Below are 26,296 nucleotides of genomic sequence, written 5' to 3'. Positions count from 1 at the left end.
GATCTGCCATGGATACGTTCGTAACAGGATTCTTGACGCAAACCGGGCTGGCCCCCGGCGCATTGGCTGCCGCCGCTGTGGCTGCGGCGGTGCTGCTGCTCTATTTCGGTGCTGCCGCCAGCCTGGCCCGGAAATCGCCCGCTGCGGCGCGGCTGTCGTCACTGGGCGAAACCCGCCGCCGCCAGTCCCGCGATCTGGCATTGCTGAAGGCGCCTGCTGACCAGCCTGGCGGGCTGATGAAAGCCTTTGTTCCTGCCAGCCTGACGGAACGCTCAGAACTGGAGAATAAGCTCTCACAGGCCGGGTTCTCGCAAGCCGGTGCGCTGCGCACTTTCACTCTGATCCGGGTATTGCTGGGGCTGGCGCTGCCGGGTGTGCTGTTGCTGGTCATCGCCGCCGTTAAGACACCGGGCCTGCTGCCGCCCAATCCGGTCACCGCGCAGGTGGCGGGGTGGACCAACATTCAGGTGTTTCAGGTGCTGAGCGGGCTGGTGGGGGCGGGTTTCTTCGGCCCGGTTTACGTGCTGAACGCCCGCGCTGCTGCCCGCCGCCGCCGGATTGAGGACGCTTTTCCCAACGCGCTGGACCTGATGCGCATTTCGGTGGATTCCGGGCTGGGCTTCGACGCCGCCATGACCCGGGTCGGCAACGAGCTGGCCCAGGTTTCGCCGGATCTGGCTTTTGAGCTGCTCAGCGTGCAGCGGCAGATCCAGGCGGGCCGTGCGCGGCAGGATGCGCTGCTCGATATGGCCGGGCGCACCGGTGTCGAGACGGTCCGGTCGTTTGCCAATGTGGCCCTGCAGTCAATGCAGTTCGGCACCAGCATGGCGTCGGCGCTGGCCACATATTCCGAAGATCTGCGCAACCAGCGGGAAATGCGTGCGCAGGAAATGGCCAGCAAGCTGCCGGTCAAGATGTCGGCGGTTTTGGCCTCCCTGATGCTGCCTGCGCTGATCATGATCACCATTGGCCCGGTCGTAATCCGTTATGTCCGTTTCATTGCAAACTGATTCGAAATCAGCTTGGACAATTGCTGTTTTTGGCTGCAATTGGTTCAGTAAAACACGTTCAAAAGACTGAATGAATCGCCTCTAAATTGTAAATTTGCGCAGCTGCCCGCAATTTTCGTCAAATTCTTGACGCAATTGAGTGAACCGGCCAGCATGAGGGGACACAATAGGGAGTTGATTGGTGCGGGCGCTTGCTAAGTTACTAAAAGCGCTATGTTAAAAGTTAATATTGCTGTGGGGGACGCGCGTTATGGGGACCAATGCGCTTTTTGACACCCACACCATTCGGGCTGCTGAGGCCGGAATGATAGCGCCAATTGCGCGCTGGTGTGAGTGTTTGCACGGCTGTGCGCCTTTCAGGGACGCGTTGAGCGGACTGGCGGCGGCCATGAAGGGGGAAGCAGCTGCAATTTGCAGGGTATCGACCGGCCAGGGCCGGGCTTCCGGATCAGTTTTCTTTGACAGGGCTGCGGGCGGCGGAAACGGATTGCCATTGGAGCGCTCCTTTGCCCGCTCGGTTCTGGGTAGTTATCTGGACAAGGCCAAACCAGGCGCGATCTGGTATAAATCCATGAGTGATGAAGCGGCGGATCCGGCTCTGGACCGGTTCCATACGTCCCGCAAGCTGGTGGAGCTGGCGGTGATCCCGCTGTCGTCCGGCAAGCAGCACACCGATTTCCTGGAGATTCATTTCTCAACCCGGCCCGGTGCGGTGCAGCAGGCGCTGCTGAACATCATTTCCGGCACTTTGGTGCGGACATGGACCAACCGATCGCCAGGGCTCTACGCCGAGGCTTGCCTGACAGAGCGGCGCGCGGCCCGCGGAGCCGGTGTCCAGGCGCATCTGTTGAGCATGGACAACCCGGCGCAGCTGAGCCGCGCCGAGTACCGCGTTTGTGTTCTGTTGAGCAAAGGGCAGACAGCCAAGCGGGTGCAAACGGACCTTGGGATCTCGAAATCGACGCTGCGCACACATCTGCGCAACATCTACGCCAAGACGCAGACCGGCAACATGAGCGAGCTGGTTTACCGGCTGGTTTCGGTCGATAGCTTCTCAGGGCAGGTGCCGCGGCGCAATTCGGCCGCATGACGGGAGGGGTAGATCTCCTGCCGCTGGCTGCGGCCACGCCGGTTCTGGTTCTGGCCGCCGCTGGGGATCTGCGGCACCTTCGGATACCCAACCGGCTGATGCTGGGATTGGCTGCGGTTTTTCTGCTGTCCGCGCCGCTGCTGCCGCTGGCGGAAACCGGGTTGCGCCTGCTAGCAGCCAGCATCGTTTTTGTCCTGTGCTTTGCGTTGTTCTGCGGGCGGGCGTTGGCGGGGGGGGACGTCAAGATGATGGCGCTGGCGATACTGTTTGTGCCGTCCTCCGCGCTGGTGGTCTTTGGGTGGAGCTTCAGCGCCGCAATGCTCACCGTGCCCCTTGCATTGACTGTGCTGGGCCGGATTGAGGCCGCTGCCGCTTGGCGGTATTGGGCCTCGCTTCAGACGCCAGGGAAAATGCCGATGGGGGCGGCCATTTCCCTGGCGCTGATGCTTTTGCTGGTTGTTCAGGCCGCCAAGGTGTGACCCCGCAGAAAGAAAAGAAACCTCAGCGGGCAGGCGGAAACACCGCCGTCCGCTTGACCGTTCCATAAACAAAACTAGTGTCGATGGAGGCAATGCCGCCAACCGGGTGGATGCGGGTGCGGATAAATTCCTCATAGGCCTCCAGATCCGGCACCAGCACCCGTAGCTGGTAATCCATCGCTCCGGTCAGGACGTGGCACTCCAGCACCTCATCGATCAGCTGCATCTTGCGTTCGAAATTCTTCACGTCCGCCTCGCCGTGCCGCTCCAGCTTGATGCGGACAAAGACGGTGATCGGCAACCCATAGGATTTGGCATCCACCACCGCGCTGTAGCCCTGGATCACTCCCTGCGACTCCAAATTACGCACCCTCCGCAGACAGGGGGAGGGGGAGAGGTTCACCGCTTCCGCCAGATCCTGGTTGGTCATCCGCCCGTCGCGCTGCAGGGCGCGGATGATCTGGCGGTCCTTGCTGTCCATTTTGCACTCCTGATTGGCAGAATCTGCCAATATCAATACCTGCCTAGACATATTTCGCAATCCATTACCGGTGAAACAGGCGGATGATGCTTGTAACAACAGACAGGAGCATCCCATGAAAACCTCCGGCGGCTTTGCCACCCGTGCCATCCACCACGCCTATGACCCGCAGGAAAACGAAGGTGCGCTGACGCCGCCGCTGCACCTGACTTCGACCTTCACCTTTGAGACCGCAGAGGCCGGCGGCGAGATGTTCGCGGGCGAGCGGCAGGGCCATATCTACAGCCGGATTTCCAACCCGACCTGCGACCTGCTAGAGCAACGGATCGCCACGCTGGAAGGCGCCGAGGCGGGCCTGGCGCTCAGCAGCGGCATGGGCGCCATCACCGCAGTGTTGTGGACGCTTCTCAGCCCCGGTGACGAGGTGATCGTGGACAAGACGCTTTATGGTTGCACCTTCGCCTTCATGCGCCACGGTCTGGAGAAATGGGGCGTCACCATCACCCATGTGGACATGACCGACATGGAGAACCTGCGGGCGGCCGTGTCGGACAAGACCCGCGTGGTGTATTTCGAGACCCCGGCCAACCCGAACATGCGGCTGGTGGACATTGCTGCGGCATCTGAAATCGCCCATGCCGCAGGCGCGCAGGTGGTGGTCGACAACACCTATGCCACCCCCTACCTGACCCGCCCGATTGAGCTGGGCGCCGACATCGTGCTGCATTCCGCCACCAAATACCTGGGCGGCCACGGCGATGTGGTGGCAGGCCTGGTCGTGGGCACCGCAGAACAGATTGGTGAAATCCGCCTGGTCGGCATGAAGGACATGACCGGCGCAGTGATGGCGCCCTTCAACGCCATGCTGATCCTGCGCGGCCTCAAGACCCTGGCGCTGCGGATGGACCGCCACTGTGCTTCTGCCGTCACCGTGGCGGATTATCTGGCCGCCCACCCGGCAGTGAAATCGGTTTCCTTCCCGGGGCACGAGAGCTTTGCCCAGGCTGATGTCGCCAAGCGTCAGATGGTGCAGCCCGGCGCCATGATCGCCTTTGAGGTCGAGGGCGGCCTGCAGGGCGGTATCGCCTTCATGAACGGTTTGCAGATGATCCAGCGGGCGGTGTCGCTGGGTGATGCGGAAACCCTGATCCAGCACCCTGCCTCGATGACCCATTCGACCTACACCCCGGAAGAACGCGCTGAGCATGGCATCAGCGACGGGCTGATCCGCCTGTCGGTGGGGCTGGAGGATGTGGCCGACATCCTGGCCGACCTGGAACAGGCCTTGCCCGCCCCCGTGCAGCACGCCGCCGAATAAGGAGAGAGCTATGCGCCCCGATCTGACCCACTTGAAGACCATCGAACAGCGGCTGTTGTGGCTGTCGCATTGGATGATTCACAACGCGAACCACATCCGCCCCAAGGCGGACGGGATCAAGATCGGGGGGCATCAGGCCTCGTCGGCCTCCATGGTGTCGATCATGACGGCGCTGTATTTTTCTGCATTGAAGCCCGGCGACCGGGTGGCGGTGAAACCGCATGCCTCGCCCGTCTTCCACGCGATGCAGTACCTGATGGGCAACCAGACGCGCGAGAAGATGGAGAATTTCCGCGGCTTCGGCGGGGTGCAAAGCTATCCCAGCCGCACCAAGGACGTGGATGACGTGGATTTCTCCACCGGCTCGGTTGGCCTGGGCGTCGGAATCACCGCGCTGGCCTCGATGGTGCAGGATTTCATCACTGCCAAGGACTGGGGCAAGGACGCTTGCACCGGCCGCATGGTGGCGCTGGCGGGTGACGCTGAGCTGGACGAGGGCAACATCTACGAGGTGCTGCAGGAGGGCTGGAAAAACGATCTGCGCAACACCTGGTGGATCATCGACTACAACCGCCAGTCTTTGGACGGCATCGTCCGCGAAGGCCTGTTCGAGCGGATCGAGAAGATCTTTGACGCCTTCGGCTGGGACGTGGTGCGGGTGAAATACGGCGCCTTGCAGCGGGCTGCCTTCGAGGAGCCGGGCGGCGAAGCCCTGCGCGGCTGGATAGACGCCTGCCCGAACCAGCAGTATTCCGCGCTCACCTATATGGGCGGCGCGGTCTGGCGGCAGCACCTGATGGATGATCTGGGCGATCAGGGCGATGTCAGCGCGCTGATTGAGAAGCGCAGCGATGATGAGCTGGCTCAGCTGATGGAAAACCTCGGCGGCAACTGCGTCGAGACAATGGCGGACACTTTCGCATCCATCGACCACGACCGCCCGGTCTGCTTCCTGGCCTATACGGTCAAGGGCTGGGGTACGCCGATTGCCGGCCACAAGGACAACCACGGCGGCCTGATGACCAAGGCGCAGATGGCAGAATGGCAGGCCCATATGGGCGTCGCCGCAGGGGAGGAGTGGGAGCCCTTCGCCACCGTTTCCAACCCCGCCGCGCTGCAAGGCTTTCTGCGTCAGGTGCCGTTCTTTGCCGAAGGGCCGCGCCGCCATTTCGACGTGCCGCTGCCGGTGCCCGCGATTGCCATCGACACCTCCCGCGAAATCTCCACCCAGATGGCCTTTAGCAAGATCCTTGATGATCTGTCCAAGGGGGACAGCAAACTGGCGGCACGGATCCTGACCACCTCGCCCGATGTGACTGGCACTACCGGGCTGGGGCCGTGGGTCAACCGGCGCAAGCTGTTTGCCCGCGAGGTGCAAAAGGATGCCTTTATCGAGCACCGCATCCCGTCGACGGCGAAATGGAACTTTGCCCCCGAAGGCCAGCATCTGGAGCTGGGCATTGCGGAGATGAACCTGTTCCTGCTCTTGGGCGCTGCGGGCCTGTCGCATTCGCTGTTCGGCAAGCGGGTGATCCCCATCGGCACCGTCTACGACCCCTTTGTCTGCCGCGGCCTCGATGCGCTGAACTATGCCTGCTATCAGGATGCGCGCTTCATGATCGTCGGCACCCCCTCTGGCGTCACTCTGGCGCCCGAAGGCGGCGCGCATCAATCAATCGGCACGCCGCTCATCGGCATGTCGCAGGACGGGCTGGCTGCGTTTGAGCCTGCTTTTGCCGATGAACTGGCGGTGATCATGGAATGGGCCTTTGACTACCTGCAGCGCGACGGCGAGGGCGACCCGGATGAGCGCACCTGGCTGCGCGATGAGACCGGCGGCTCGGTCTATCTGCGCCTCACCACCAGCCCGATGGAGCAGCCCGGCAAGCGCGCCGATGAGGACTTCCGCCAGGGTGCTATCGACGGCGGCTATTGGCTACGCAAGCCGGGGCCGAATTGCGATGTGGTGATCGCCTACCAAGGGGCGGTCGCGCCCGAGGCGATCAAGGCCGCGGGCATCATCGGCGAAAGCCGCCGCGACGTGGGCGTGCTGGCCGTCACCTCTGCCGACCGGCTGAACGCGGGCTGGACTGCGGCGCAGCGGGCGCGCTCGCGCGGCAATGCCGCCGCCAGGTCCCATATCGAAACGCTGATGGGCGGCCTGCCGCCGCACTGCAAGGTGATCACCGTGATCGATGGCCACCCGGCGACGCTGGCCTGGCTGGGCGGGGTTGCGGGCCACCAGACCGTGCCCCTTGGCGTCGAGCATTTCGGCCAGACCGGCAACATCGGTGATCTCTACCGCCACCACGGGCTGGATGCTGCCGCTATCGTGGCCAAGGTGAACGGCCTGACCGCCGGCAAACGGGTCAGCAATGCGGTGACAGCCGGCTGATCCCCGCCGGAGCATCGCGGGCAACGTTGATTTCAGGGGCGGCCGCGCGGACACCCTTCCTGAGTCACTCCGCCACGCAATCCGCGAAGTAATGGGTCAGCCCATCAGGGCCGGTCTCCTGCACCAGCCCGTGAATGTCGGTTTCAAACCCCGGGCATTCCCGTCCGAAGGCGCGGTTGAACTTCAGGTATTCCACGATCTTCTTGTTGAACACCTCGCCCGGGATCAGCAGCGGAATACCAGGCGGGTAGGGGGTCACCAGGCTGGTGGTGATGCGCCCCTCCAGATCATCAATCGGCACCCGCTGGGTAGTACGCCGGGCGATATGGCTGAAGGCATCGCTCGGCTTCATCGCCGGGGTCAGGTCGCTCAGGTACATCTCTGTCGACAGCCGCGCCACGTTGTTCTTGGAATACAGCGCATGCACATGCTGGCACAGGTCGCGCAGGCCCATCTGCTCATACCGCGGCTGGCTGGCGCTAAACTCCGGCATCGCGCGCGGCACGGCCAGGTTTCGGGCAAAGTCGTCCTTGAACTGCTGAAGCGCGCTCAGCAGTGAATTCCAGCGGCCCTTGGTGATGCCGATGGTGAACATGATGAAGAAGGAATAGAGCCCGGTCTTCTCTACCACCACGCCATGTTCGGCCAGGTATTTGGTCACGATCGAGGCCGGGATGCCCCAGTCCTCAAACCGGCCGTCCAGATTGAGGCCGGGTGTGATGATGGTGGCCTTGATCGGATCCAGCATGTTGAACCCCGGCGCCATGTCGCCAAAGCCGTGCCAGCTGTCCTCGCCGCCCGCCTGCACGCCGTCGGCATCGGTTTTCCTCAGCACCCAATCGTTGGTGCTGCCGATGCCGTCCTCGGACAGATCTTCCGGCCCCCAGACCTGGAACCACCAGTCATCGGCGCCGTATTCCTCATCGACTTTGCGCATGGCGCGGCGGAAATCCAGCGCTTCCATAATGCTTTCTTCGACCAGCGCCGTGCCGCCCGGCGGCTCCATCATCGCCGCCGCCACATCGCAGCTGGCGATGATCGAATACTGCGGGCTGGTAGAGGTGTGCATCAGGTAGGCCTCGTTGAACAGATGCCGGTCCAGCTTGGTCTCCTCGCTGTCCTGCACCAGCACATGGCTTGCCTGGCTGATGCCCGCCAGCAGCTTGTGGATCGACTGGGTGGCATAGGTCACCGAATGCTTGGTGCGCGCCCGCTTGCGGCCCATCGCGTGATAGCTGCCGTAGAATGGGTGAAACGCCGCATGCGGCAGCCAGGCCTCGTCGAAATGCAGGTTTTCGGTATAGCCATCCAACTGCCCTTTGATCACCTCGGTGTTATAGAGCACCCCGTCATAGGTCGATTGGGTCAGCGTCAGGATCCGCGGCTTCACTGTATCGGCGTCCACGTCCTTCAGCAGCGGGTTGGCGCGGATCTTGTCCTTTATGCTGTCAATCTCGAACTCTGAATGCGGGATCGGGCCGATGATGCCCCAGTGGTTTCGGGTCGGCTTCAGGAACACCGGGATGGCGCCGGTCATGATGATCGAATGCAGGATCGACTTGTGGCAGTTGCGGTCAACCACCACCACGTCGCCTGGTGCCACCGTGTGATGCCAGACCATTTTGTTGGAGGTCGAGGTGCCATTGGTCACGAAATAGCAGTGATCGGCGTTGAAGATCCGCGCGGCATTGCGCTCTGACGCTCCGATCGCGCCGTTGTGGTCCAGCAGCTGCCCTAACTCCTCCACCGCGTTGCAGACATCTGCGCGCAGCATGTTTTCGCCGTAGAACTGGTGGTACATCTGCCCGACCGGGCTTTTCAGGAAGGCCACGCCGCCGGAATGCCCCGGGCAGTGCCAGGAGTAGGAGCCGTCCTCGGCGTAATCCAAGAGCTTCCTGAAAAACGGCGGCTGGATGCTCTCCAGATAGCCCTTTGCCTCGCGGATGATGTGGCGGGCGACAAATTCCGGCGTGTCCTCAAACATATGGATGAAGCCATGCAGCTCGCGCAGGATGTCGTTGGGCAGGTGGCGGCTGGTCTTGGTTTCGCCGTAGATATAGATCGGCACGTCGGCGTTCTTCCAGCGCACTTCCTCGATAAACGTGCGCAGCGCCACCACTGCCGGATCCAGATCGGGGCCGGGAGTGAACTCCTCGTCGTCAATCGATAGCACAAAGGCGCTGGCGCGGGACTGCTGCTGCGCATATTGCGACAGGTCGCCGTAGCCGGTGACGCCTTGCACCTCAAAACCTTCGTCCTCGATGGCCTGCGCCAAGGCGCGGATGCCGGAGCCTGAGGAGTTCTCTGAACGGAAATCTTCGTCAATGATGACAATGGGAAAGCGGAATTTCATGCTGTTCTCCTGGGAGCATGCCTGATTTGACGATACAGGCTGCCTGCGATGATGCAACGCCCGCGCAAGGGCGCAGATCGCGTTACGTCCGTCCGAAGCTGCCGCCAAGAGGGCATGTGCAGAATTCGCTGGCTTTCGGCGGACATATAGTTGACACTGTCAATTATCATGACTCAGCATCGCTTTCACCTGCACCAATCCCTTGGCTACCAGATCACCATGCTGGCGCGTGTGATCGAACGCCGTTTTGAACAGCGTATTGCCGAACACGGCCTGACTCGCGTGACTTGGTGCGTGCTGCTGGCTGCAGGGGAGGAGGGGCTTGCGACCCCCTCGGAGATCGCTGACTTCATCGGTATCGACCGCACCGCCACATCCCGCGCTTTGCGGCAGATGGAGGCCAGCGGGCTGATCACCCGCGGCAGCGGTGAGGGCGACGGGCGCTCGATCCGTGTGACGCTGACCGCAGCAGGCCAGTCGGCGTTGCAGGCGGTGCTGCCCATCGCGCAGGAGAATGCTGCGTATTTTGAGGCCAAACTGACTGCGGGAGAACTGGAGGCGCTGCGTCAGTCCGCCGCCAGGCTGCTGCAGGACGAGCCGCGCATCGTAGCCAAGCTGTAACCCAAAGGGGCCATCCATGGGCAAACTGTTTTCCTACCGCAACCGGCCTGTGCATCTGGGGCCGTACCCGATGGAGATCCTTGCACGGCAGGCGGCCCCTGAGGGGCTGAACGCGCTACCGCCGCTGGCGCAGGTCAGCTTCCGGCGCCCCGATGCACCGCTCTCCATCGTCAACGCCATGCGCGACTACCAGGCGATGCTGGACGCCACCCGCGAGGGGCTGGTGAAAAGGGAACGCGCTGAAATCCCTGTCGACCCGCAGGAGCGCACGGATCATCTGAAGGCCTTCGGCTACTTCTGCGACGCTTCTCTGGCAGGTGCCTGCGCGGTACCCTCTGACGCCTGGCTGGACGCGCCGCTGGTGAACCCGGATGTTGCATCGCTGGCTGAGACGCTGCGCAGCAAGCAGACCAATACCTTTGCCTCCGGCATCGACGTGGTGATGGCGAACCTGCGCGAGGCGATGCAGGCCCCGCCCGCGGACTGCCGGCATCACACGCACGCTCTGGTCTTTATTTACGAGTTCCCCCGTGATCCCGAGGCTGAGGAAGATGGCGCCGATTGGCTGGCGGATGCTCAGGACCAGCGCGCCTGCCTGCGCGCGGCGGAAACCGTGGTGACACTTGCCAACTACATCCGCCTGCTGGGGTGGGAGGCGCGCGCGCATACCGGTGCCGCCAGTGATGTGCATCTGGGCCAGCTGGCGGTGCAGGCGGGGCTTGCCACCTGCGAGGATGGCGTGCTGACAAACCCGTTCCTTGGCAATCGCTTCGGCATCGCCGCCGTCACCACCACCCTGGAACTGGCCGCCGATCTGCCGCTGGTGCCGGGGCAGGCGCCGGGCCTTAAACACCGGCTGGGCCTTGGTAGCCACGCCAAAAGCGCTGCCAGCCGCGACCCCTATGCCAAGCGCCGCTTCATGGACGGCCCGCACCCGTTTGAAACGCTCAAGCGCGTGGCAGATCCAACGACCTATATCGACGAGGCAAACGTCGCCCGCGTGCCCAAGCGCACCGACATGTTCGCCCGTGCGCTGTTCGGCGACATGGGCAAGGGCCCGCAAGAGGCTGCCAAGAATGGCAACTACGTCCGCAAGTCTTCTTCAGCCTTTGCCTTCCGCTCGTCGCTGGCGGCCTTTGTCCTGCTGCAGGACGGGCAGGCCGCGCCGCAGATCGACCCTTCCGCTGCGGACGCCGCCCGCAATGCTGCCAGCATCAAGGCCGCCGCCTATTTCCTCGGCAGCGATGCGGTGGGCATCTCGCGCTGCCCGGACTGGGCCTATTACTCGCACGACGCAGCGGGTGCGCCGCTGGCTCCGTACCACGAAAACGCCATCAGCATGATCATCGACCAGGGTCACGAAACCATGGACGGTGCCTCGGGCGACGACTGGATCGCCTGCGCCCAGTCGATGCGTGCCTACCTGCGGTTCTCGCTGCTGGGCGGGGTCATCGCGCAGCAGATCCGCAATCTCGGCTATACCGCCCGGGTGCATTCAGTGATGGATGGCGAGGTGCTGCAGCCGCCTTTGCTGCTGCTCTCGGGCCTGGGCGAGGTCTCCCGCATCGGCGAGGTGATCCTGAACCCCTTCCTAGGCCCCCGGCTGAAGTCCGGTGCGGTGACGACAAACCTGCCGATGACGCATGACAAGCCGGTCGACTTCGGCCTGCAGCGGTTCTGCGAGGCTTGCAACAAATGTGCCCGCGAATGCCCCTCCGGCGCCATCACTGCAGGCCCCAAGCTGATGTTCAACGGCTACGAGATCTGGAAGTCCGACAGCCAGAAATGCACCACCTACAGGGTCACCGTGCCTGGCGGTGCCATGTGCGGCCGCTGCATGAAAACCTGCCCCTGGAACCTGGAGGGGCTGTTTGCAGAGGCGCCGTTCCGCTGGGCCGCGATGAATGTGCCGGGCAGCGCGCCTCTGCTGGCGAAACTCGATGACGCGCTGGGCCATGGCGAGGTCAACACCGCCAAGAAATGGTGGTGGGATCTGGAGATGGTGGAGGAAGGGCCCTATGCGCCCCCACAGCATCCGGTAAACGCCCGTAAGCTGTCCAAGGACCTGGACCTGAAGTTCGAGGATCAGACCCTGGCGGTCTACCCCGCACCGCTGGCGCCGCCGCCCTATGCCTGGCCTGCGCCGATGGACCGCGAGGCCGGTATCGCTGCCTATCAGGCGATGATCCCGGCAGCGGAGCACAAGCGCCGCCGCGCGCAGGGCCTGCCGCCGGAGCATGTCTATACCGCAGATCAGGGCGACGCCCCAGTGATGCGCGTGCGTCTGTCGAAGGTCGAGCACATGACGAAGGCCGTCACCAAGTATGAGTTCTCTCTGCCGGACGGTTCCCCTCTGCCGCCGGCAACAGCGGGTGCCCATATCGACGTGGTCGTTGCGCCGGAGTTCTTTCGCCAGTACTCACTGTCAGGAGACCCGGCGGACCGCTCAAAATACCAGATCGCGGTGCTGCGCGAGGACACGGGCCGCGGCGGCTCAAGGCTGATGCACCGGATCTTCGAGGAAGGCCGCATGGTGTTCATCTCCAAGCCGATCAATCACTTCCCGCTGGTGGAGGATGCCGCCAAATCCTATTTGATGGGCGGCGGCATCGGGGTGACTCCGATGATCGCCATGGCCCACCATCTGCACGCCTTGGGCCGGGACTTCGAATTCCGTTACTCATGTTCGGAAAAGACAGGCGCGGGGTTCATTGGCGATCTGGAAACGGTTGCCTGGGTCGATAAAGTGCAACTGCATTTCTCCGACCAAGGCACCCGTGCGGACTTTCGGGAGGTTCTGAAGTACACCCCCGGCAGCCATGTCTATACCTGCGGACCGGAGGCATATATGCAAGCGGTGCTGGGTGCGGCCGAAGCAAATGGCTTCCCCGAAGACGCCCGCCACATGGAGTATTTCACGGTTCCCGAACAGCCCGAATACGAGAACCATCCCTTCATCCTGAAGCTTGCGAAATCGGGCCGCGAGATCCTGGTGCCAGGCGAAAAAACCGCGGCCGAGGCGCTGACCGAAAGCGGCATCCACGTGGATGTGAAATGCTCCGACGGGATTTGCGGCGTCTGCAAATGCGGGCTGATCGCGGGGGAGGCGGAACACCGCGATTTCGTGCTGTCGAACAAGCAGCGCGAGGGCGCCATCATTCTTTGCCAGTCCCGCGCGCAGGCGCCGGATGGGGTTCTGGAAATCGATCTCTGAACCGCTGGCCGGAAGGCGCGGCACAATTTTCTTGTTAAAGAAAATTGCCAAGAGTTTTGTTGAAAACTTTGTTCGCGGGGCGGTGGCGGGTCAGAACGGCTGCCGCTCCCCCAGCAGGTAGCGGGCGACGTCCAGGTAATCAAACGCCAGCGAAACCGCGATCACCGCGCAGATCAGCAGGATGATCCGCTGCGGCCAGACCGGCATATCCACCCGCATCCGCTGCCGCCATAGCCAGACCACCAGCGGCGTCCACAGGAACACATGGGGCAGCCCCAAGAGACGCACATATCCCAGCTGCCCGTAGAGCCAGTAGACCCCGCCTGCCGCCAGCACGCTCGCAGCCACTGTCACCAGTCCCGCCAGGCGGCTGGGCTTCCAGATCAGCAACGCCAGCGGCAGCACAAAGGCGCCCAGAAACAGAATGTTGACCCAGATCTGCACCCATACCGGCTGGGTTGCAATTGCCTCTTCCAATGTCATGGCACGGCGCTCCCACCTGCGACCCTAGGCAAGGGCAGGACAGCCGGCAAGAGCTACAGCGGTGAACCTTCGCGCATCCTGTCCTGCTCGTCCGGCGTCGGTGTGTGGTTGAACACATAGGCCGTGCGGCAGGCCTCCTCGCCGCCAAGCTCCGCGATCCTGCGGCGCTGATCAGCAAAGGCGCGGGCGTTCACCTCCTCCGGGTCGCAAATTGCCCGCAGCCGCCGCTCGCCCTCGGCCAGAGCGGCCTTGATCTCCGGATCATTCACCCCGTCCTTCGCCCGGTTCACCTGCTCATTCGGATCTGCTTCCAGATCAAACAGCTGCGGCTGCATCCCGGCATAGTGGACGTACTTCCACTTGCCCCATCGCACCATGAAGGCGCCGGTTTTTGACCCGCCGTCATGGTATTCGCTGAACCCGGTGCGGGCCTCGTCATAAGGCGCATTCGCAACCGCGCGAAGCGACACGCCTGGCAATTCCGGGGCTTCCCCCGCGGCGCAGACCTCACGCGCAGTGGCGGCGATGTCAGTCAGGCTGGTGCAGGTCGCCACCTGCTGCCCCGCTGGAATGCCTGGCCCGGCGGCGATCATCGGCACCCCTGCGGATTGCTCGTACATCACCTGCTTGGTCCAGAATCCTTGATCCCCCATCATGTCGCCGTGATCCGACACATACAGGATCACCGTGTTTTCCAATTGGCTGCTGGCCTCCAGTGCCTTGAATACCCGGCCCACGCAATCATCCATGAACGACGTCAGCCCATAATAGGCCGCCTTTGCCTCGCGCATCGTCTGTTCGTCGAAATAGTCATCGTAGTTGAAGAAGGCCGCGATGTTGCGCAGTTCCTCGTGCTCCGGCAGCCCCTCGCCATAGCCCACAGGCAAGTCCATTTCTGCGGGATCGTACAGGCTGTACCATTCGTCAGGGCAGGTCAGCGGGTAATGTGGGCTGACCAGCGACACAAAGGCCGCCCAAGGCTGCTGCTGGCGCTTGGGGTCGGCCAGCCAGGCTTCGGCTGCCTTGGTGATCGCCAGGTCATAGTCGGTATAGGTGCTGCTGCCCGCCCCAACGTCGCCGGCCAGTTCTGCTGCAGAGTCATAAGGCGGCGGGTTTTCCCGCAGCAGGCCGATGGCCCAGCCGACGCCTCCGACCACATGCATCGGCAGGATTTCCTCGGTAAACCCGTTGTCATCCCCGGCGGAACGGAAATGCAGTTTGCCGATCGACACGACCTCGCGGCCCGCGTCCCGCAGGGCGTGCATCCAGCTGCGCGGGCTGCCGCTGTAGGGTGTGGCACTGTCCCAGTGGCCGGTCTTGTGCACCCAATCGCCGGTGGCCAGCGCCGCCCGGGTCGGCACGCACATGGGCGACGGCGTATAGGCCGCGGTGAACATCGTGCCGCGCGCCGCCAGCGCGTCCAGGTTTGGCGTTTTCACAATCGGATGCCCGGCACAGCCCATCGCATCCTTGCGGTGCTCGTCGGAAATAATGACCAGGAAATTCGGCTGTTTGCTCATCAGGACCTCCCATCCAGCCGCCACAGCCGCAATGGCCAGGCGGGCAGGCCGCAGTGTTCTGGAAATCCGCGCGGCAATCCAATAGATAAAATTGCAATGAAGTCATAAGAAAATTTATGGATTGCCATGTCGACCCCTCTGAAGTGGCTGCACAACTTCGAAGCCGTGGCCCGGCTCGGCAATATGACACTGGCCGCCCAGGAGGCCGGGCTGACTCAGGCCGCCCTCAGCCAGCAGATGCAAGCGCTGGAAACCCACCTGAAACTGCAGCTGTTCATCCGCGAGCCGCGCGGGATGTCGCTCACCGCTTCCGGTGCGCAGCTTTACAGCGACGTCTTTCCGGGGCTGGAGCAGATCTCCAACGCGCTGAAACGCTACCGGCAGCCGCAGGGCAGCCGCCTGCGGATCCTTTGCAACGCCAGTTTCGCCCTGCGCTGGCTGATCCCCAATCTGCCGGGGTTTCATGCCCGTCATCCCGGGATCCAAGTGGAAACCCGCACCGCCCTCTGGCGGCCGGAGCGGCACGGGTACGACCCGGATGCGGAGATCTACCTCGGCGGCCCGGTTCAGCCGGCACCTGCCAGGGCACTCGTGAAGTGCAGCCTTATCGCGGTTCGTGCACCGGGCTGCGCCGAAGAAGCGCCGCTTCCCGTAATCCGTATCAGCGGCCAGGAAAGCTTGTTCGAGGAGTGGCTGAAGTCACCGCGTTTCGCTGCCTGCACGATCCGCCAACCCCTTGAAGTCGACAGCGTGCACGCCGCAGTCAGCCTGGCCGCAGATGGTCTCGGCTGGACCCTGTGCCCTTCCTTTCTTGTCCGCGCAGAGCTGCAGACCGGACGGCTTCTCGCCGCTGATGCCGATGTGGCAGCACCCAAACGGGCCTATTGGTTGCAGCTGAAGGACCGCCCGAGCGCAGCCGCAGAGGCTTTTCGCGATTGGATCACAGCTGAATTGCCCGCCGGATTGGATTGAGTGCCCCCAGGCGCGACGGGTTCAGCGAAGACTTATGGGAAAATAATCGGCTGTTCCGTTTCATCTTTCCAGAAATACTCAAAGCTCCACGGCCTGCGGCAGACGGCCAAGCTTAGGGGAGGGGCAGCCGGTTTCAGCCTTGCGGCCGGACAGACCAGCTGCTATCCACATAAATTAGTTGTTATGATATAACATATGGACTCGCGTATGATGGATAATAGGCTGCCAGTAACTGTGCTCTCGGGCTTCCTCGGGGCGGGCAAGACCACGCTTTTGAATCACGTTCTGAACAACCGCGCTGGCCGCCGGGTGGCGGTAATCGTCAACGACATGAGCGAGGTGAACATCGACGCGGACCTGGTGCGCGGCGGAACGGAACTGTCGCGCCAGGACGAGAAGCTGGTGGAAATGACCAATGGCTGCATCTGCTGCACGCTGCGAGACGACCTGCTGCAGGAGGTGCGCCGCCTCGCCGGCGAGAGGCGCTTTGACTATCTGCTGATCGAAAGCACCGGCATTGCGGAACCGCTGCCGGTCGCCGCGACCTTTGATTTCCGGGATGAGCAGGGCGCCAGCCTCTCGGATGTGGCGCGGCTGGACACTATGGTCACGGTGGTTGATGCCGTGAACCTGCTGCGGGATTTCGCCAGCCATGATTTCCTCAGCGACCGCGGCGAAAGCCTGGGCGCGGAGGACGACCGCACCCTGGTCAACTTGCTGACCGACCAGATCGAATTCGCTGATGTCATCATCCTGAACAAGGTAACAGACGCAGGACCGGACCAGACTTCCGCGGCAATGGCGGTCATCAAAGCGCTGAACCCGGATGGCGAGGTGATCCACGCCGATTACTCCGAAGTTGACGGAGACCGCATCTTCGACACTGGCCGTTTCGATTTTGACAAGGCTCATGAGCATCCCCTTTGGGCCAAAGAGCTTTATGGCTTCGACCACCATGTGCCGGAAACCGAGGAATACGGGATTTCCTCTTTCGTCTACCGGGCCAAGCGCCCCTTTGACCCCGCCAAGATCCACGCAGTTCTGAATGGCGATCTGCCCGGAGTGATCCGGGCCAAAGGGCATTTCTGGCTGGCCACCCGCCCCGAATTGGCTGCGGAGTTCTCGCTGGCCGGGGCGATTTCCTCCGTCCGCCCGTTGGGTCTCTGGTGGGCGGCGGTGCCAACGGAGCGCTGGCCGTCTCACTCTGAGGCCCGGCGCGAATTCCTGCAGAACTGGGACGAAACCTGGGGTGACCGGCGGCAGGAGCTGGTGTTCATTGGTACAGGCCTCGACAAGGCAGCAGTCACCGCACGGTTGGACGCCTGCCTGATGCCGGAAACGGTGAATGGCTTCGACCCGGCCTGGGCCGCCCTGGACGACCCCTTCCCAAGCTGGCGCCGCAATGGCTGACCGCCGCGCGCGCCGCAATCTGAACTCCCGCCTGAAACGGCGGCGCAGGGCAGGGGATCCGATGCAGGCCTACGATGCCTTGCCGCCGACCCTGCGGCAGTGGCTGGCGGACGCGTGCCTGCCCTGGAGTCCGGCGTCAGCGCTCAGGCTCTGGACCAAGGCGGGCGGCAGGCGCGATCCCGCTGCAGCCGTGGCACGGTTGGATGCCGCTGAACAGGCAATGCTGAAACGGGACGCCCGCGTCTGGGCCTTTCGGAACTAGAGAAGACGACCGCAGCTTCAGGCGGTCTTTTTCTCCGCTTCAGCTGCAGCGTCGAACTCTGCCCGCGCCGCGTCGATCACCGGCAGATGCTCCAGCGCCCAAAGCCCCAGCGCCCTGACCGGCTCGCGGAACGACTCGCCCAAGGGTGTCAGCGCATATTCCACCTTGGGCGGGATCGTCGGGTAATAGGTCCGGCTCACCAGCCCGTCGCGCTCCAGTTCGCGCAAGGTCAGGCTCAGCATCCGCTGGGAAATCCCCAGGTGCCTCTTTAGCTCATTGAACCGCAGCACGCCGTATTGCGCCAAGGAGATCACGATCAGCACGCTCCAGCGGTCGCCGACCCGCGACAGCACTTCGTTGATGCGCCCGCACTCCGGGCATTGACCTTCCGCCATGGCGGTTCCTTCCGTGTTACCGGGGCTCAGGAATGTGCCTTCTTGTGCCCTATCCGGTTCCGCTTATATATCCAGTTACAAATTTATACCATCCTTCCTGAAAGGACCGGAAACATGAGCAAGAGCACCCTGATCGAGAAACTGAACTGGCGTTACGCCACCAAAAAAATGGACCCTGCCAAGGCGGTTCCGCAGGAAAAGGTCGACCAGATCATCGAGGCCATCCGCATGGCGCCGACCTCTTCAGGCACCCAGCCGTTTGAGGTGTTTGTCATCACCAACCCGGAGATCCGCGCGCAGATCCGTCCGCATGCCTGGGACCAGGCACAGATCACCGACGGTTCGCATCTGATCGTCTTTGCCGCCTGGGACAACTACTCCGAGGACCGTATCGACGCCGTCACCCGCCAGATGACCGAAGAGCGGGGCGAGATCCCGATGCTGAACCAGTATTACGATAACCTCAAAGCAACCTACCTGCCGCGTGAGGAGCGCACCAACCACGACCACGCCGCCCGCCAGGCCTATATCGCGCTGGGCTTTGCGCTGGCCGCCGCGGCGGAACTGGAGGTCGACAGCACCCCGATGGAGGGGTTCACGCCGGAGAAGATCGACGAAATCCTGGACCTCAAGGACAAAGGCCTGCGCTCCGTTCTCTTGCTGCCGCTCGGCTACCGGCAGGAAGACGGCGATTGGCTGCTGCCGATGAAGAAGGTGCGCAAATCCCGTGAAACCATCGTGACAGAGATCGCCTGAGTAATTCCCGCATGAAGGCAGGCAGGCGGCATTTCCGGCCGCCTGCCTGCCTCTCTTTGCCGGGCGCCTACAGCAATCAAATCGAATTGAATCCTTTAATACGCTGATTTCAGGCTACATTAACAGCTGTGTGTTATTTTTTAGGCACGGCTCTTGCCGCTTCCAAGGAGCCGCAGTGTGGTGTGTTTGTGCCGGGGACAGCCAAACGTGTTTACTTTTGATTTCTCTGCAGGCGAATTGCAGCCGGAACTGAAGCAGGTCTTCTTCCACTGGCGGAACGCTGCTGAAGACGGAAATTTCCCGCGGCTCACCCAATTCGAACTGCCGAATGCCCGCCCGGCACCGAACATCCTGTCCGTCTTTGAAATTGAGCGGACGCAATCCGGTGAACCTGCCGACTTCAAGGCGCTGTATATCCGCAACAAGATCATCAACACGCTAAGCCGCAAGTATGTCGGCACCCGGCTATCCGAGCATCCCGGCTTTGGACCCGGATCGATGATATGGAGCTGTTTCCACGAAGTCGCCTCCAGCTCCCGGCCATTGCTGGCCGCGCTGCCCTATGTCGGCCCGCTGCCGGAATACCGCAGCACCTCCGAGCTTTACATGCCTCTGCTGGGAGAGGGGGTGTCGGTTGACTATGTGTTTGTGGGTGTCGTCCTGCTGGAACAGGAATACAGCCACAAGGCGCCCTGACCTGGACAGCGCAGGGTGCGGCGGGCAATTTGCAGCGCCGCAGATTGCTTACATGCTTGCTGAAAATCCCTTTGCACCTTGCCATGCAGGGCTTTTCCCTTGCGCGCACCCGGGAATCCGCCTATATCGCGCGCTGTCAGAACATGGGCGGCAAACGTCCGGGCGGCATATCTGAGCAGGGCTGGGGAATACCTCGGCCCTTTGTGTTTGTTTGATCAGATGTGCTCCGGGTCACGTACTGGACTGGCTTAACCAAGACCGGCGGAGACAACCGCCCGGCCAGAAACACTAGTAAAGGAAACCTGAGACCTCATGGCTCAAAACGCATCGATGGAGGAATTCGAAGCCCTCCTGAACGAAAGCTTCGAAATGGACACCCCGGACGAAGGTTCGGTTGTCAAAGGCAAAGTGCTGGCAATCGAAGCCGGCCAGGCCATCATCGACGTCGGCTACAAAATGGAAGGCCGCGTTGATCTGAAAGAATTCGCAAACCCCGGCGAAGCGGCTGAAATCGCAGTCGGCGACGAAGTGGAAGTGTTCCTGCGCGCCGCTGAAAACGCCCGTGGCGAAGCCGTCATCTCCCGCGAGATGGCCCGCCGCGAGGAAGCCTGGGACCGCCTGGAAAAAGCCTACGCAGACGATCAGCGCGTCGAAGGCGCGATCTTCGGCCGCGTCAAAGGCGGCTTCACCGTCGACCTGGGCGGCGCTGTTGCCTTCCTGCCCGGCTCGCAGGTTGACGTGCGCCCCGTGCGCGACGCAGGCCCGCTGATGGGTCTGAAGCAGCCGTTCCAGATCCTGAAGATGGACCGCCGCCGCGGCAACATCGTTGTCTCCCGCCGCGCGATCCTCGAAGAGTCCCGCGCCGAACAGCGCGCCGAAGTCATCGGCAACCTGTCCGAAGGCCAGGCAGTGGATGGTGTCGTCAAGAACATCACCGAATACGGTGCGTTTGTTGACCTGGGCGGCGTTGACGGCCTGCTGCACGTCACCGACATGGCATGGCGCCGTGTGAACCACCCTTCCGAGATCCTGTCGATCGGCGAAACCGTCAAGGTTCAGGTCATCAAGATCAACAAAGAGACCCACCGCATCAGCCTCGGCATGAAGCAGCTGCAGGAAGACCCGTGGGATCTGGTTGGCGCCAAGTACCCGCTGTCCTCCGTGCACAAGGGCCGCGTCACCAACATCACCGATTACGGTGCATTTGTTGAGCTGGAGCCGGGCGTCGAAGGTCTGGTCCACGTCTCCGAGATGTCCTGGACCAAGAAAAACGTCCACCCGGGCAAAATCGTCTCCACTTCCCAGGAAGTCGACGTCATGGTTCTGGAAATCGACGGTGCCAAGCGCCGCGTGTCCCTGGGCCTCAAGCAGACCATGCGCAACCCGTGGGAAGTGTTCTCCGAGAACAACCCCGAGGGTACTCAGGTCGAAGGCGAAGTCAAGAACATCACCGAATTTGGTCTGTTCATCGGCCTCGACGGCGACATCGACGGCATGGTTCACCTGTCCGACCTGTCCTGGGACGAGCGCGGCGAAGACGCGATCCAGAACTACCGCAAAGGCGACATGGTTTCGGCCGTTGTCTCCGAAGTGGACGTTGAGAAAGAGCGTATCTCGCTGTCGATCAAAGCCCTGGGCGGTGACAAGTTCGCCGAAGCCGTGGGCGGCGTGAAGCGCGGCTCGATTGTGACCGTTGAAGTGACCGCAATCGAAGACGGCGGCATCGAAGTGGAATACGAAGGCATGAAGTCCTTCATCCGCCGCTCCGACCTGTCCCGCGACCGTGCCGACCAGCGCCCCGAGCGTTTCTCGGTTGGCGACAAGGTCGACGTGCGCGTCACCAACGTCGACTCCAAGACCCGCCGCCTGGGCCTGTCCATCAAGGCGCGCGAGATCGCGGAAGAGAAAGAAGCAGTGGAACAGTATGGCTCCTCGGATTCCGGCGCATCGCTGGGCGACATCCTGGGCGCCGCACTGAAGTCGGGCGACTAATCTCCCCGGCTTCACGGCTGACAAAACGGAAAGCCCCGCAGATTTCTGCGGGGCTTTTTGTTTGCGGTTCGCTAGACCAAGCGAAGCTTAGTTGCCGGCTTTGCTGCTGGCGGTTCCCAGGAACCTCTTTCGAGTTCCGGTTTCGGCATGCTGCTACTGAATTGGGGCTGTTATCCTTGCAGCCAGCGGACGGCGTCCGCAATGTTGCGCGCACGGCCGCGCAGCACGGCGGGTCTGCGCACAGCATGCACATAACTCGTCTGAAGCATAAACTCCGCGAGGTCTGTATCCTCCGCATAGTTCGTTATCAGGAAGTCGAGCGGTACGCGGTTGTTGTTGTATCGCCTTTTCTCAAAATATCCGTGGATGACGCCGGCCAAGACCTTTGCCTGCTTCAAAGGATCGTCCGCGATCCCCGGGTAGCGGAAGGCCCCCATATGATAGCGATGGTTTCCCCGTGTCGCGACGAGCTTGTTTTTTACGTTTCCCAGGTATCTCAGGAACTGCCGGAGGTTCACTTCAATCGACATAGGTTTGTTCCAGTCCGGTGCGTCCTCTCCGTTCCAGAAACGGATGTTGTCGGGTAACGGCAGCACGCCAAACTCCCCTTCGTTGTGGGGGTAGCGTTCCCAAAGCGTGCCATCGGATTTGAGACCGGCTTCACAGTTGAACAATATCCAGGCATCAGCCTCGCTTACGGGTATAAAGTCACTAGCGTATTTTTCCGAAAGCTCCGCATTGATGCCGGAGATGTCCGATTGAAAGCTTTCGCGGTATTCGGTCAGGAAGGCGAACTTTGTTTTTCCCTCGATGTGGTACTGCATTTCTGAAAATCACCCATGGTTGAATTTTGGTCAAAGAACTCATTCTAATGGTTCATAATTGACTCGCTGTTGCGCTGGGTCAATGCTGGGACGGATCATCCGAAGGCAGGTGCAGCCCATTCTTTGTCTGGCACATTTGTATCTCCGGTTCTGAGCCTCGCTGCGCTGTTCAAATGCGATGATTGTGCGCAAAACCGGCCGCTGCCACGGGCGAGGGCTTGTTAGTTGCTCATGCGAATGAACTGATCCACTCCGGGAATTGCCGTGCCCCATGCAATTGCTATCTCCGTTTACCTCCTGCACACGCTTCGTTTGACCGGGTTGAACCGCAACGCTAAGCATCATCCGGTCAGCGGCACAGGTATCTTGTCTTGCAGCACGCAGGTTCTAAACGGAAAAGCGAAGCGGCGACCCTGCGGTCGCGGCCGGATCTCTATGGCATTGAGACCCTCTCCGCGCGCTATCTGAAACAGACCTTCAAACCCCACGCCCATGACGAGTACCTTTTTGGCGTGATCGACGGCGGTGTCCATGCTGTCTGGTGCCGCGGAGAAATGAACCAGGTGCCGCAGGGGTCGGTGGTCACCATGCGGCCCGGCGATGTCCACCACGGCGGTTCGGGGAGCGAGGCTGGCTGGCGGCAGCGGATGATCTACATCCCTGAGGCCGGGATGCGGGCGCTTCTGGAAGACATCACCGGCCGCGCGCCAGCCGGAACGCTGGATTTCGGCGCTGCCTTCCATGCCCGGCCTGACCTTGCGAGGCGCTTTGCCGTCCTGCACGAGGCTCTGCACACATCGGATCAGACCCTGTCGCGCGATGTGGCTCTCGATACGCTGGTGGGCGGGCTGCTGCGGGAACTTGCGCCGGAGGTCTCGCAGCCGCAGCCCCGCGGCAGCGGGCGCATTGCCGACGCCATCGAATATCTGCACAGCCGGGTCGAGGACGACGTGCCGCTGGAGGACCTCTGCCGCATTACCGGGCTGCGGCGGCGTCAGACGATTGACGCCTTCCGGCGCGTCACCGGCCTGCCGCCCCATGCCTGGCATCTGCAGCGCAAGGTTCAGCATGTGAAACACCTGCTGCGCGCGGGATTCTCTCCGGCAGAGGCTGCGGCTCAGGCGGGTTTTGCAGACCAGAGCCACATGGGCCGCCACTTCCGCGCCATCACAGGTATCACCCCCGCTGCTTACGCACGGGGCTGACACCGCGTTTTTGTTCTATATCGCGAGACCCCCGGAAGCCTATCCCGCCTGTGATTGCGAAACAGACGGGGGCGGGCATGACCGTTTCAGAACACTTCATCACCAAGCGAATCGCACTCTGGGCTGATCTGGCGGTACTAGGTGTGGCGCTCGTCTGGGGCGCAAGCTACCCGGTCGCCAAGGGCGCGCTGGCGCATATGCCGGTGCTGCTCCTGATTTTCTTCCGCTTTGCTCTGACAGCGCTGGTGATGGGGATGGTGGCCTGCCGCGACCTGCGCGCGGCCTGCCGGCGGGAAATCCTGTCCGGGGCGCTGCTCGGAAGCATCCTTTGCGCCATCTTCCTTGCGGAGACCTGGGGCGTGTCGATGACCACGGCCACGAACACCGCGCTGATCATCTCGCTCTGCACCATCTTCACCCCGTTCCTGGAGTTCGGCCTGCAGCGGCGCCTGCCGCCCGCTGGTGTGATCGCAGGAGCAGCTGTGGCAGTGGCGGGTGTCCTGGTGTTGTCGGGTGGCATGGGAGCTTTCGGCGCCGGTGACCTTCTGGTCCTTTGCGCCGCGGGCCTGCGCGCGGTCATGGTGGTCTCGACCAAGCGCCTGATGGAAGGCAGCCGCCTGTCCTCCGCCGCACTGACCGCAGTGCAGGCTTTCACCGTTGCGGGGCTGGTGCTGGCGATCATTCTCTCCCAGTCAGGTCCGGCCGGGCTGCTGGTTCATGCTGGGGCCAAGGGCTGGGCTGCCGTCGTCTTCCTGTCACTCTTCTGTACTGTCGGGGCCTTCTACGTTCAGAACGCCGCAGTCCGGCGCACCAGCCCGACCCGCGTCAGCTTCCTGATGGGAACCGAGCCGCTGTTCGGTTTTGCACTGGCCTGGATGCTGCTGTCCGAACCCGCCACTGCAACCGCGATGATCGGCGCCGGGCTGATTGTCGGCGGCACCTTCTTTGGCATAGCGGCAGAGGGGAGGCGCTGACGCCCCATGCCGCCAGCGTCCCCTAGCCGTGGCATCTGTTAGTTCGGTCGCACCGCCACCAGCACGACACCCAGTTCCTCTTCCAGCTCCTGCAGCTTTTTCAGCTTCTCGTCAGGCAGGGCTGCGGTGGTTGTTTCAACACCTGCCAGCGCCACCACCGGGCTTCCGATGTCCTTTTCGAGGCTCTTGATCGCGTCCAGTTTGTCAGCCTCAAGCGAGGCAAGCGGGTACAGCATCGTCGTCTCCTCCGTGTTGATGACGTTGACTATAGCCGATTCTTGGCGGTGCCGACCTGAACAGCACAAAAAAGGCCCCGGCGTTTGCCGGGGCCTTATGCGGCTCAAGATGGATCAGGCGTGCTGTGCGCTGTCCGCGTGGGTGACAACATCCGGCTCCAGGTCCCAGTTCTTGCCGTCCAGCCCGTCGATCTGATCGTCCTCAGACACTTTCAAGCCAACCGTCCGCTCCAGGACAAAGGCCAGGATCAGCGCCGTGACAACGCCGGTGCCGATGCAGACGGCAGTCCCCACCAGCTGCATCACCAGCGAAATCTCACCGTGCTGGAACGCATAGGCGCCTTCCTCGATGCCGAAGTAGCCGCCGCGCGGAGTGCCCGCCTTGAACAGGCCCAGCAAAACCATGCCCAGGGTGCCGCAGCCCAGGAACAGCGGGAACAGCTTGTGCTCGTCGATGCCGCGCTTCAGCGTGAACTCATAAACGGCATAGGCCGCGAAAGGCGCCACCAGGCCGACGATGAAGGCCTGCCAGGGCAGGTAGACATCAAAGCCGGATGCGCCGGCGACATAGCCCGCCAGCGGCCCCAGCAGGGTATAGGCGTATTTGCCGGTGGCATAGGCGATCAGCAGCCCGGTAATGGCGCCGCCGGCCCAGACCATGGCGTAGTTGTTGATGGCGATGCCGACACTGGTGTCGGCCATGGTGACGCTGACCGCCAGCGCTTCGGGATCAAAAAAGAACAGGCAGGACAGGATCACCATCGGCAGGCCGGCAAAGATCAGCAGCAGGCCCGGCGCGCACAGGCCGATGCTGGGGGCCAGATAGGCCGAGATCCGCGGGTGCGGTGCCATCATGCCGGGGCGCGCACCCAGTTTCGGAGTGAATACCAGCGCCATGCCGGCCGGGAACAGGTAAACAAAACCAACACCGAAGAAGTCGTGGAATCCCGCATTGGTCAGCGGCCCGACAGAGCCCCAGGTCGCCCAGCTGAGAGCCGAGGAGACCACCGCAGCGACGATGCAGGTGATGAAATAGGCCGAGGCCTTCATCCGCTCAGATACCGCGAAATGCAGCAGGATGTTGATGATGCCTGCAAACACCGCCAGGAAGAAAATGAAGATCTGGAAGGTGTTCAGCCCCGGGAATGTTGCCGGGTCGGTGTGATGCGCCAGCGCATTGGTCATGGCGCCGCCCAGCCACCAGTCTTTGATCGAATCCATCATGGTCGCGCCTTCCATGATGTAATACTGCCCGGCCCACAGGCCGAAACCGATGACGTAATAGGTGGCAAAGCCGAGGAAGAACCCCAGCGTCTTTTCAATGGTCGAGTTGAACAGGTTCCTGCGCCGCGCGGTGCCCGCGTCGATCAGCAGCAGGCCGACAACGACCAGGATGGCCCCGACGATGCCCGATGCGTACAGAATATTCTGCACCAGGGAGTTCAGGGTAACTTGCTGCACATGTATCGTGCTCATGTCCAAAGGCATTTCCAGTTTTCTCCAAGTTGGTTTGGCTGCCTGCCGGTTGTTCGCCACCAGCTTCGGCAGGCCGGCACCCGTTGCCGCCATGGGGCGGCTGTGCCGGTTCGTTTGGCACCAGATCTGGTCAG

General features: G+C 62.3%; 23 protein-coding genes. 15 read left to right on the top strand and 8 right to left on the bottom strand.

Translation table 11 applies throughout. The features are described 5' to 3' along the window. Positions 1 to 8 precede the first annotated feature (8 nt). The 3 genes from RA26_RS11305 (at position 9) to RA26_RS22085 (ending at position 2,579) form a co-directional block, all read left to right on the top strand. Positions 9 to 1,010: a type II secretion system F family protein gene (locus RA26_RS11305; RefSeq protein WP_039183775.1), complete on the top strand. Its 1,002-nt coding sequence runs from the start codon at positions 9 to 11 to the stop codon at positions 1,008 to 1,010. Between the two features lie 493 nt (positions 1,011 to 1,503). Next, positions 1,504 to 2,100, top strand: a complete 597-nt coding sequence (locus RA26_RS11300) for a helix-turn-helix transcriptional regulator (protein WP_039183773.1) — start codon at positions 1,504 to 1,506, stop codon at positions 2,098 to 2,100. Continuing rightward, positions 2,097 to 2,579, top strand: a complete 483-nt coding sequence (locus tag RA26_RS22085; protein WP_052272388.1) for a prepilin peptidase — start codon at positions 2,097 to 2,099, stop codon at positions 2,577 to 2,579. Before RA26_RS11300 ends, RA26_RS22085 begins: the two co-directional genes overlap by 4 nt. 22 nt (positions 2,580 to 2,601) lie before the next feature. Here RA26_RS22085 and RA26_RS11290 read toward each other — a convergent pair whose 3' ends face one another. Next, positions 2,602 to 3,060, bottom strand: coding sequence for an Lrp/AsnC family transcriptional regulator (locus RA26_RS11290; protein WP_039183771.1), 459 nt, complete (start codon positions 3,058 to 3,060; stop codon positions 2,602 to 2,604). Positions 3,061 to 3,175: 115 nt separating this feature from the next. Between RA26_RS11290 and RA26_RS11285 the strand changes: the two genes are divergently transcribed. Both RA26_RS11285 and RA26_RS11280 read left to right on the top strand, forming a co-directional pair. Next, positions 3,176 to 4,378, top strand: coding sequence for a methionine gamma-lyase (locus RA26_RS11285; RefSeq protein ID WP_039183769.1), 1,203 nt, complete (start codon positions 3,176 to 3,178; stop codon positions 4,376 to 4,378). A gap of 10 nt (positions 4,379 to 4,388) precedes the next feature. Continuing rightward, positions 4,389 to 6,773, top strand: coding sequence for a transketolase (locus tag RA26_RS11280; protein WP_039183768.1), 2,385 nt, complete (start codon positions 4,389 to 4,391; stop codon positions 6,771 to 6,773). 64 nt (positions 6,774 to 6,837) lie between these two features. Here the strand turns inward: RA26_RS11280 and RA26_RS11275 are convergent, their stop codons facing one another. Continuing rightward, on the bottom strand, positions 6,838 to 9,126 hold the full coding sequence (locus RA26_RS11275; protein WP_039183766.1) for an arginine/lysine/ornithine decarboxylase: 2,289 nt from the start codon (positions 9,124 to 9,126) through the stop codon (positions 6,838 to 6,840). Positions 9,127 to 9,294: 168 nt separating this feature from the next. Between RA26_RS11275 and RA26_RS11270 the strand changes: the two genes are divergently transcribed. Next, positions 9,295 to 9,747 carry a MarR family winged helix-turn-helix transcriptional regulator gene (locus tag RA26_RS11270; RefSeq protein ID WP_039183764.1) on the top strand — a complete coding sequence of 151 codons (453 nt, stop codon included), beginning with the start codon at positions 9,295 to 9,297 and terminating at the stop codon, positions 9,745 to 9,747. Between the two features lie 16 nt (positions 9,748 to 9,763). Next, positions 9,764 to 12,961, top strand: a complete 3,198-nt coding sequence (locus tag RA26_RS11265) for a 2Fe-2S iron-sulfur cluster-binding protein (RefSeq protein WP_039183762.1) — start codon at positions 9,764 to 9,766, stop codon at positions 12,959 to 12,961. Positions 12,962 to 13,051: 90 nt separating this feature from the next. Here RA26_RS11265 and RA26_RS11260 read toward each other — a convergent pair whose 3' ends face one another. Further along, the gene (locus RA26_RS11260; RefSeq protein WP_039183761.1) at positions 13,052 to 13,444 is read right to left on the bottom strand and encodes a hypothetical protein; all 393 of its coding nucleotides are present in this window, start codon (positions 13,442 to 13,444) and stop codon (positions 13,052 to 13,054) included. Between the two features lie 53 nt (positions 13,445 to 13,497). Then, a complete protein-coding gene (locus RA26_RS11255) occupies positions 13,498 to 14,964 on the bottom strand; it encodes a sulfatase-like hydrolase/transferase (protein WP_039183759.1) in 1,467 nt (488 codons plus the stop codon). A 126-nt stretch (positions 14,965 to 15,090) separates the two neighbouring features. Between RA26_RS11255 and RA26_RS11250 the strand changes: the two genes are divergently transcribed. From RA26_RS11250 to RA26_RS11240, 3 genes are all read left to right on the top strand, one after another. After that, on the top strand, positions 15,091 to 15,936 hold the full coding sequence (locus tag RA26_RS11250; RefSeq protein WP_039183757.1) for a LysR family transcriptional regulator: 846 nt from the start codon (positions 15,091 to 15,093) through the stop codon (positions 15,934 to 15,936). Between the two features lie 207 nt (positions 15,937 to 16,143). Beyond that, positions 16,144 to 17,346 carry a GTP-binding protein gene (locus RA26_RS11245; protein WP_206540432.1) on the top strand — a complete coding sequence of 401 codons (1,203 nt, stop codon included), beginning with the start codon at positions 16,144 to 16,146 and terminating at the stop codon, positions 17,344 to 17,346. After that, the gene (locus RA26_RS11240) at positions 17,339 to 17,608 is read left to right on the top strand and encodes a DUF6525 family protein (protein WP_039183753.1); all 270 of its coding nucleotides are present in this window, start codon (positions 17,339 to 17,341) and stop codon (positions 17,606 to 17,608) included. Before RA26_RS11245 ends, RA26_RS11240 begins: the two co-directional genes overlap by 8 nt. 17 nt (positions 17,609 to 17,625) lie before the next feature. Here the strand turns inward: RA26_RS11240 and RA26_RS11235 are convergent, their stop codons facing one another. Then, positions 17,626 to 18,003: a winged helix-turn-helix transcriptional regulator gene (locus RA26_RS11235; RefSeq protein WP_039183751.1), complete on the bottom strand. Its 378-nt coding sequence runs from the start codon at positions 18,001 to 18,003 to the stop codon at positions 17,626 to 17,628. A 114-nt stretch (positions 18,004 to 18,117) separates the two neighbouring features. Here RA26_RS11235 and RA26_RS11230 point away from each other — a divergent pair, with 114 nt between their 5' ends. The 3 genes from RA26_RS11230 to rpsA all read left to right on the top strand — a co-directional run bounded on the left by RA26_RS11230 (position 18,118) and on the right by rpsA (position 21,447). After that, entirely contained in the window at positions 18,118 to 18,759 is a 642-nt protein-coding gene (locus RA26_RS11230; protein ID WP_039183750.1) for an NAD(P)H-dependent oxidoreductase, read from the top strand. Positions 18,760 to 18,966: 207 nt separating this feature from the next. Further along, positions 18,967 to 19,455, top strand: coding sequence for a hypothetical protein (locus tag RA26_RS11225; RefSeq protein ID WP_039183749.1), 489 nt, complete (start codon positions 18,967 to 18,969; stop codon positions 19,453 to 19,455). A 312-nt stretch (positions 19,456 to 19,767) separates the two neighbouring features. Then, the gene (gene rpsA / locus RA26_RS11220) at positions 19,768 to 21,447 is read left to right on the top strand and encodes a 30S ribosomal protein S1 (RefSeq protein WP_039183748.1); all 1,680 of its coding nucleotides are present in this window, start codon (positions 19,768 to 19,770) and stop codon (positions 21,445 to 21,447) included. Between the two features lie 170 nt (positions 21,448 to 21,617). Here the strand turns inward: rpsA and RA26_RS11215 are convergent, their stop codons facing one another. Then, a complete protein-coding gene (locus RA26_RS11215) occupies positions 21,618 to 22,271 on the bottom strand; it encodes a hypothetical protein (protein WP_039183747.1) in 654 nt (217 codons plus the stop codon). Positions 22,272 to 22,642: 371 nt separating this feature from the next. Here RA26_RS11215 and RA26_RS11210 point away from each other — a divergent pair, with 371 nt between their 5' ends. Then, a complete protein-coding gene (locus tag RA26_RS11210; RefSeq protein ID WP_039183746.1) occupies positions 22,643 to 23,476 on the top strand; it encodes an AraC family transcriptional regulator in 834 nt (277 codons plus the stop codon). A gap of 77 nt (positions 23,477 to 23,553) precedes the next feature. Beyond that, complete coding sequence (locus RA26_RS11205; RefSeq protein ID WP_052272387.1) at positions 23,554 to 24,450, top strand: DMT family transporter; 897 nt, start codon at positions 23,554 to 23,556, stop codon at positions 24,448 to 24,450. A 38-nt stretch (positions 24,451 to 24,488) separates the two neighbouring features. On the opposite strand, the gene RA26_RS11200 is transcribed toward RA26_RS11205, so the two are convergent. After that, entirely contained in the window at positions 24,489 to 24,686 is a 198-nt protein-coding gene (locus RA26_RS11200; protein WP_019298082.1) for a hypothetical protein, read from the bottom strand. Positions 24,687 to 24,800: 114 nt separating this feature from the next. Further along, complete coding sequence (locus tag RA26_RS11195) at positions 24,801 to 26,162, bottom strand: ammonium transporter (protein WP_241482633.1); 1,362 nt, start codon at positions 26,160 to 26,162, stop codon at positions 24,801 to 24,803. Between the last annotated feature and the right edge of the window lie 134 nt (positions 26,163 to 26,296).

Origin of the sequence: Leisingera sp. ANG-M7, assembly GCF_000813965.1 — a bacterium.
GTDB lineage: Bacteria > Pseudomonadota > Alphaproteobacteria > Rhodobacterales > Rhodobacteraceae > Leisingera.
This window is presented reverse-complemented; position numbering and strand designations above follow the sequence as displayed.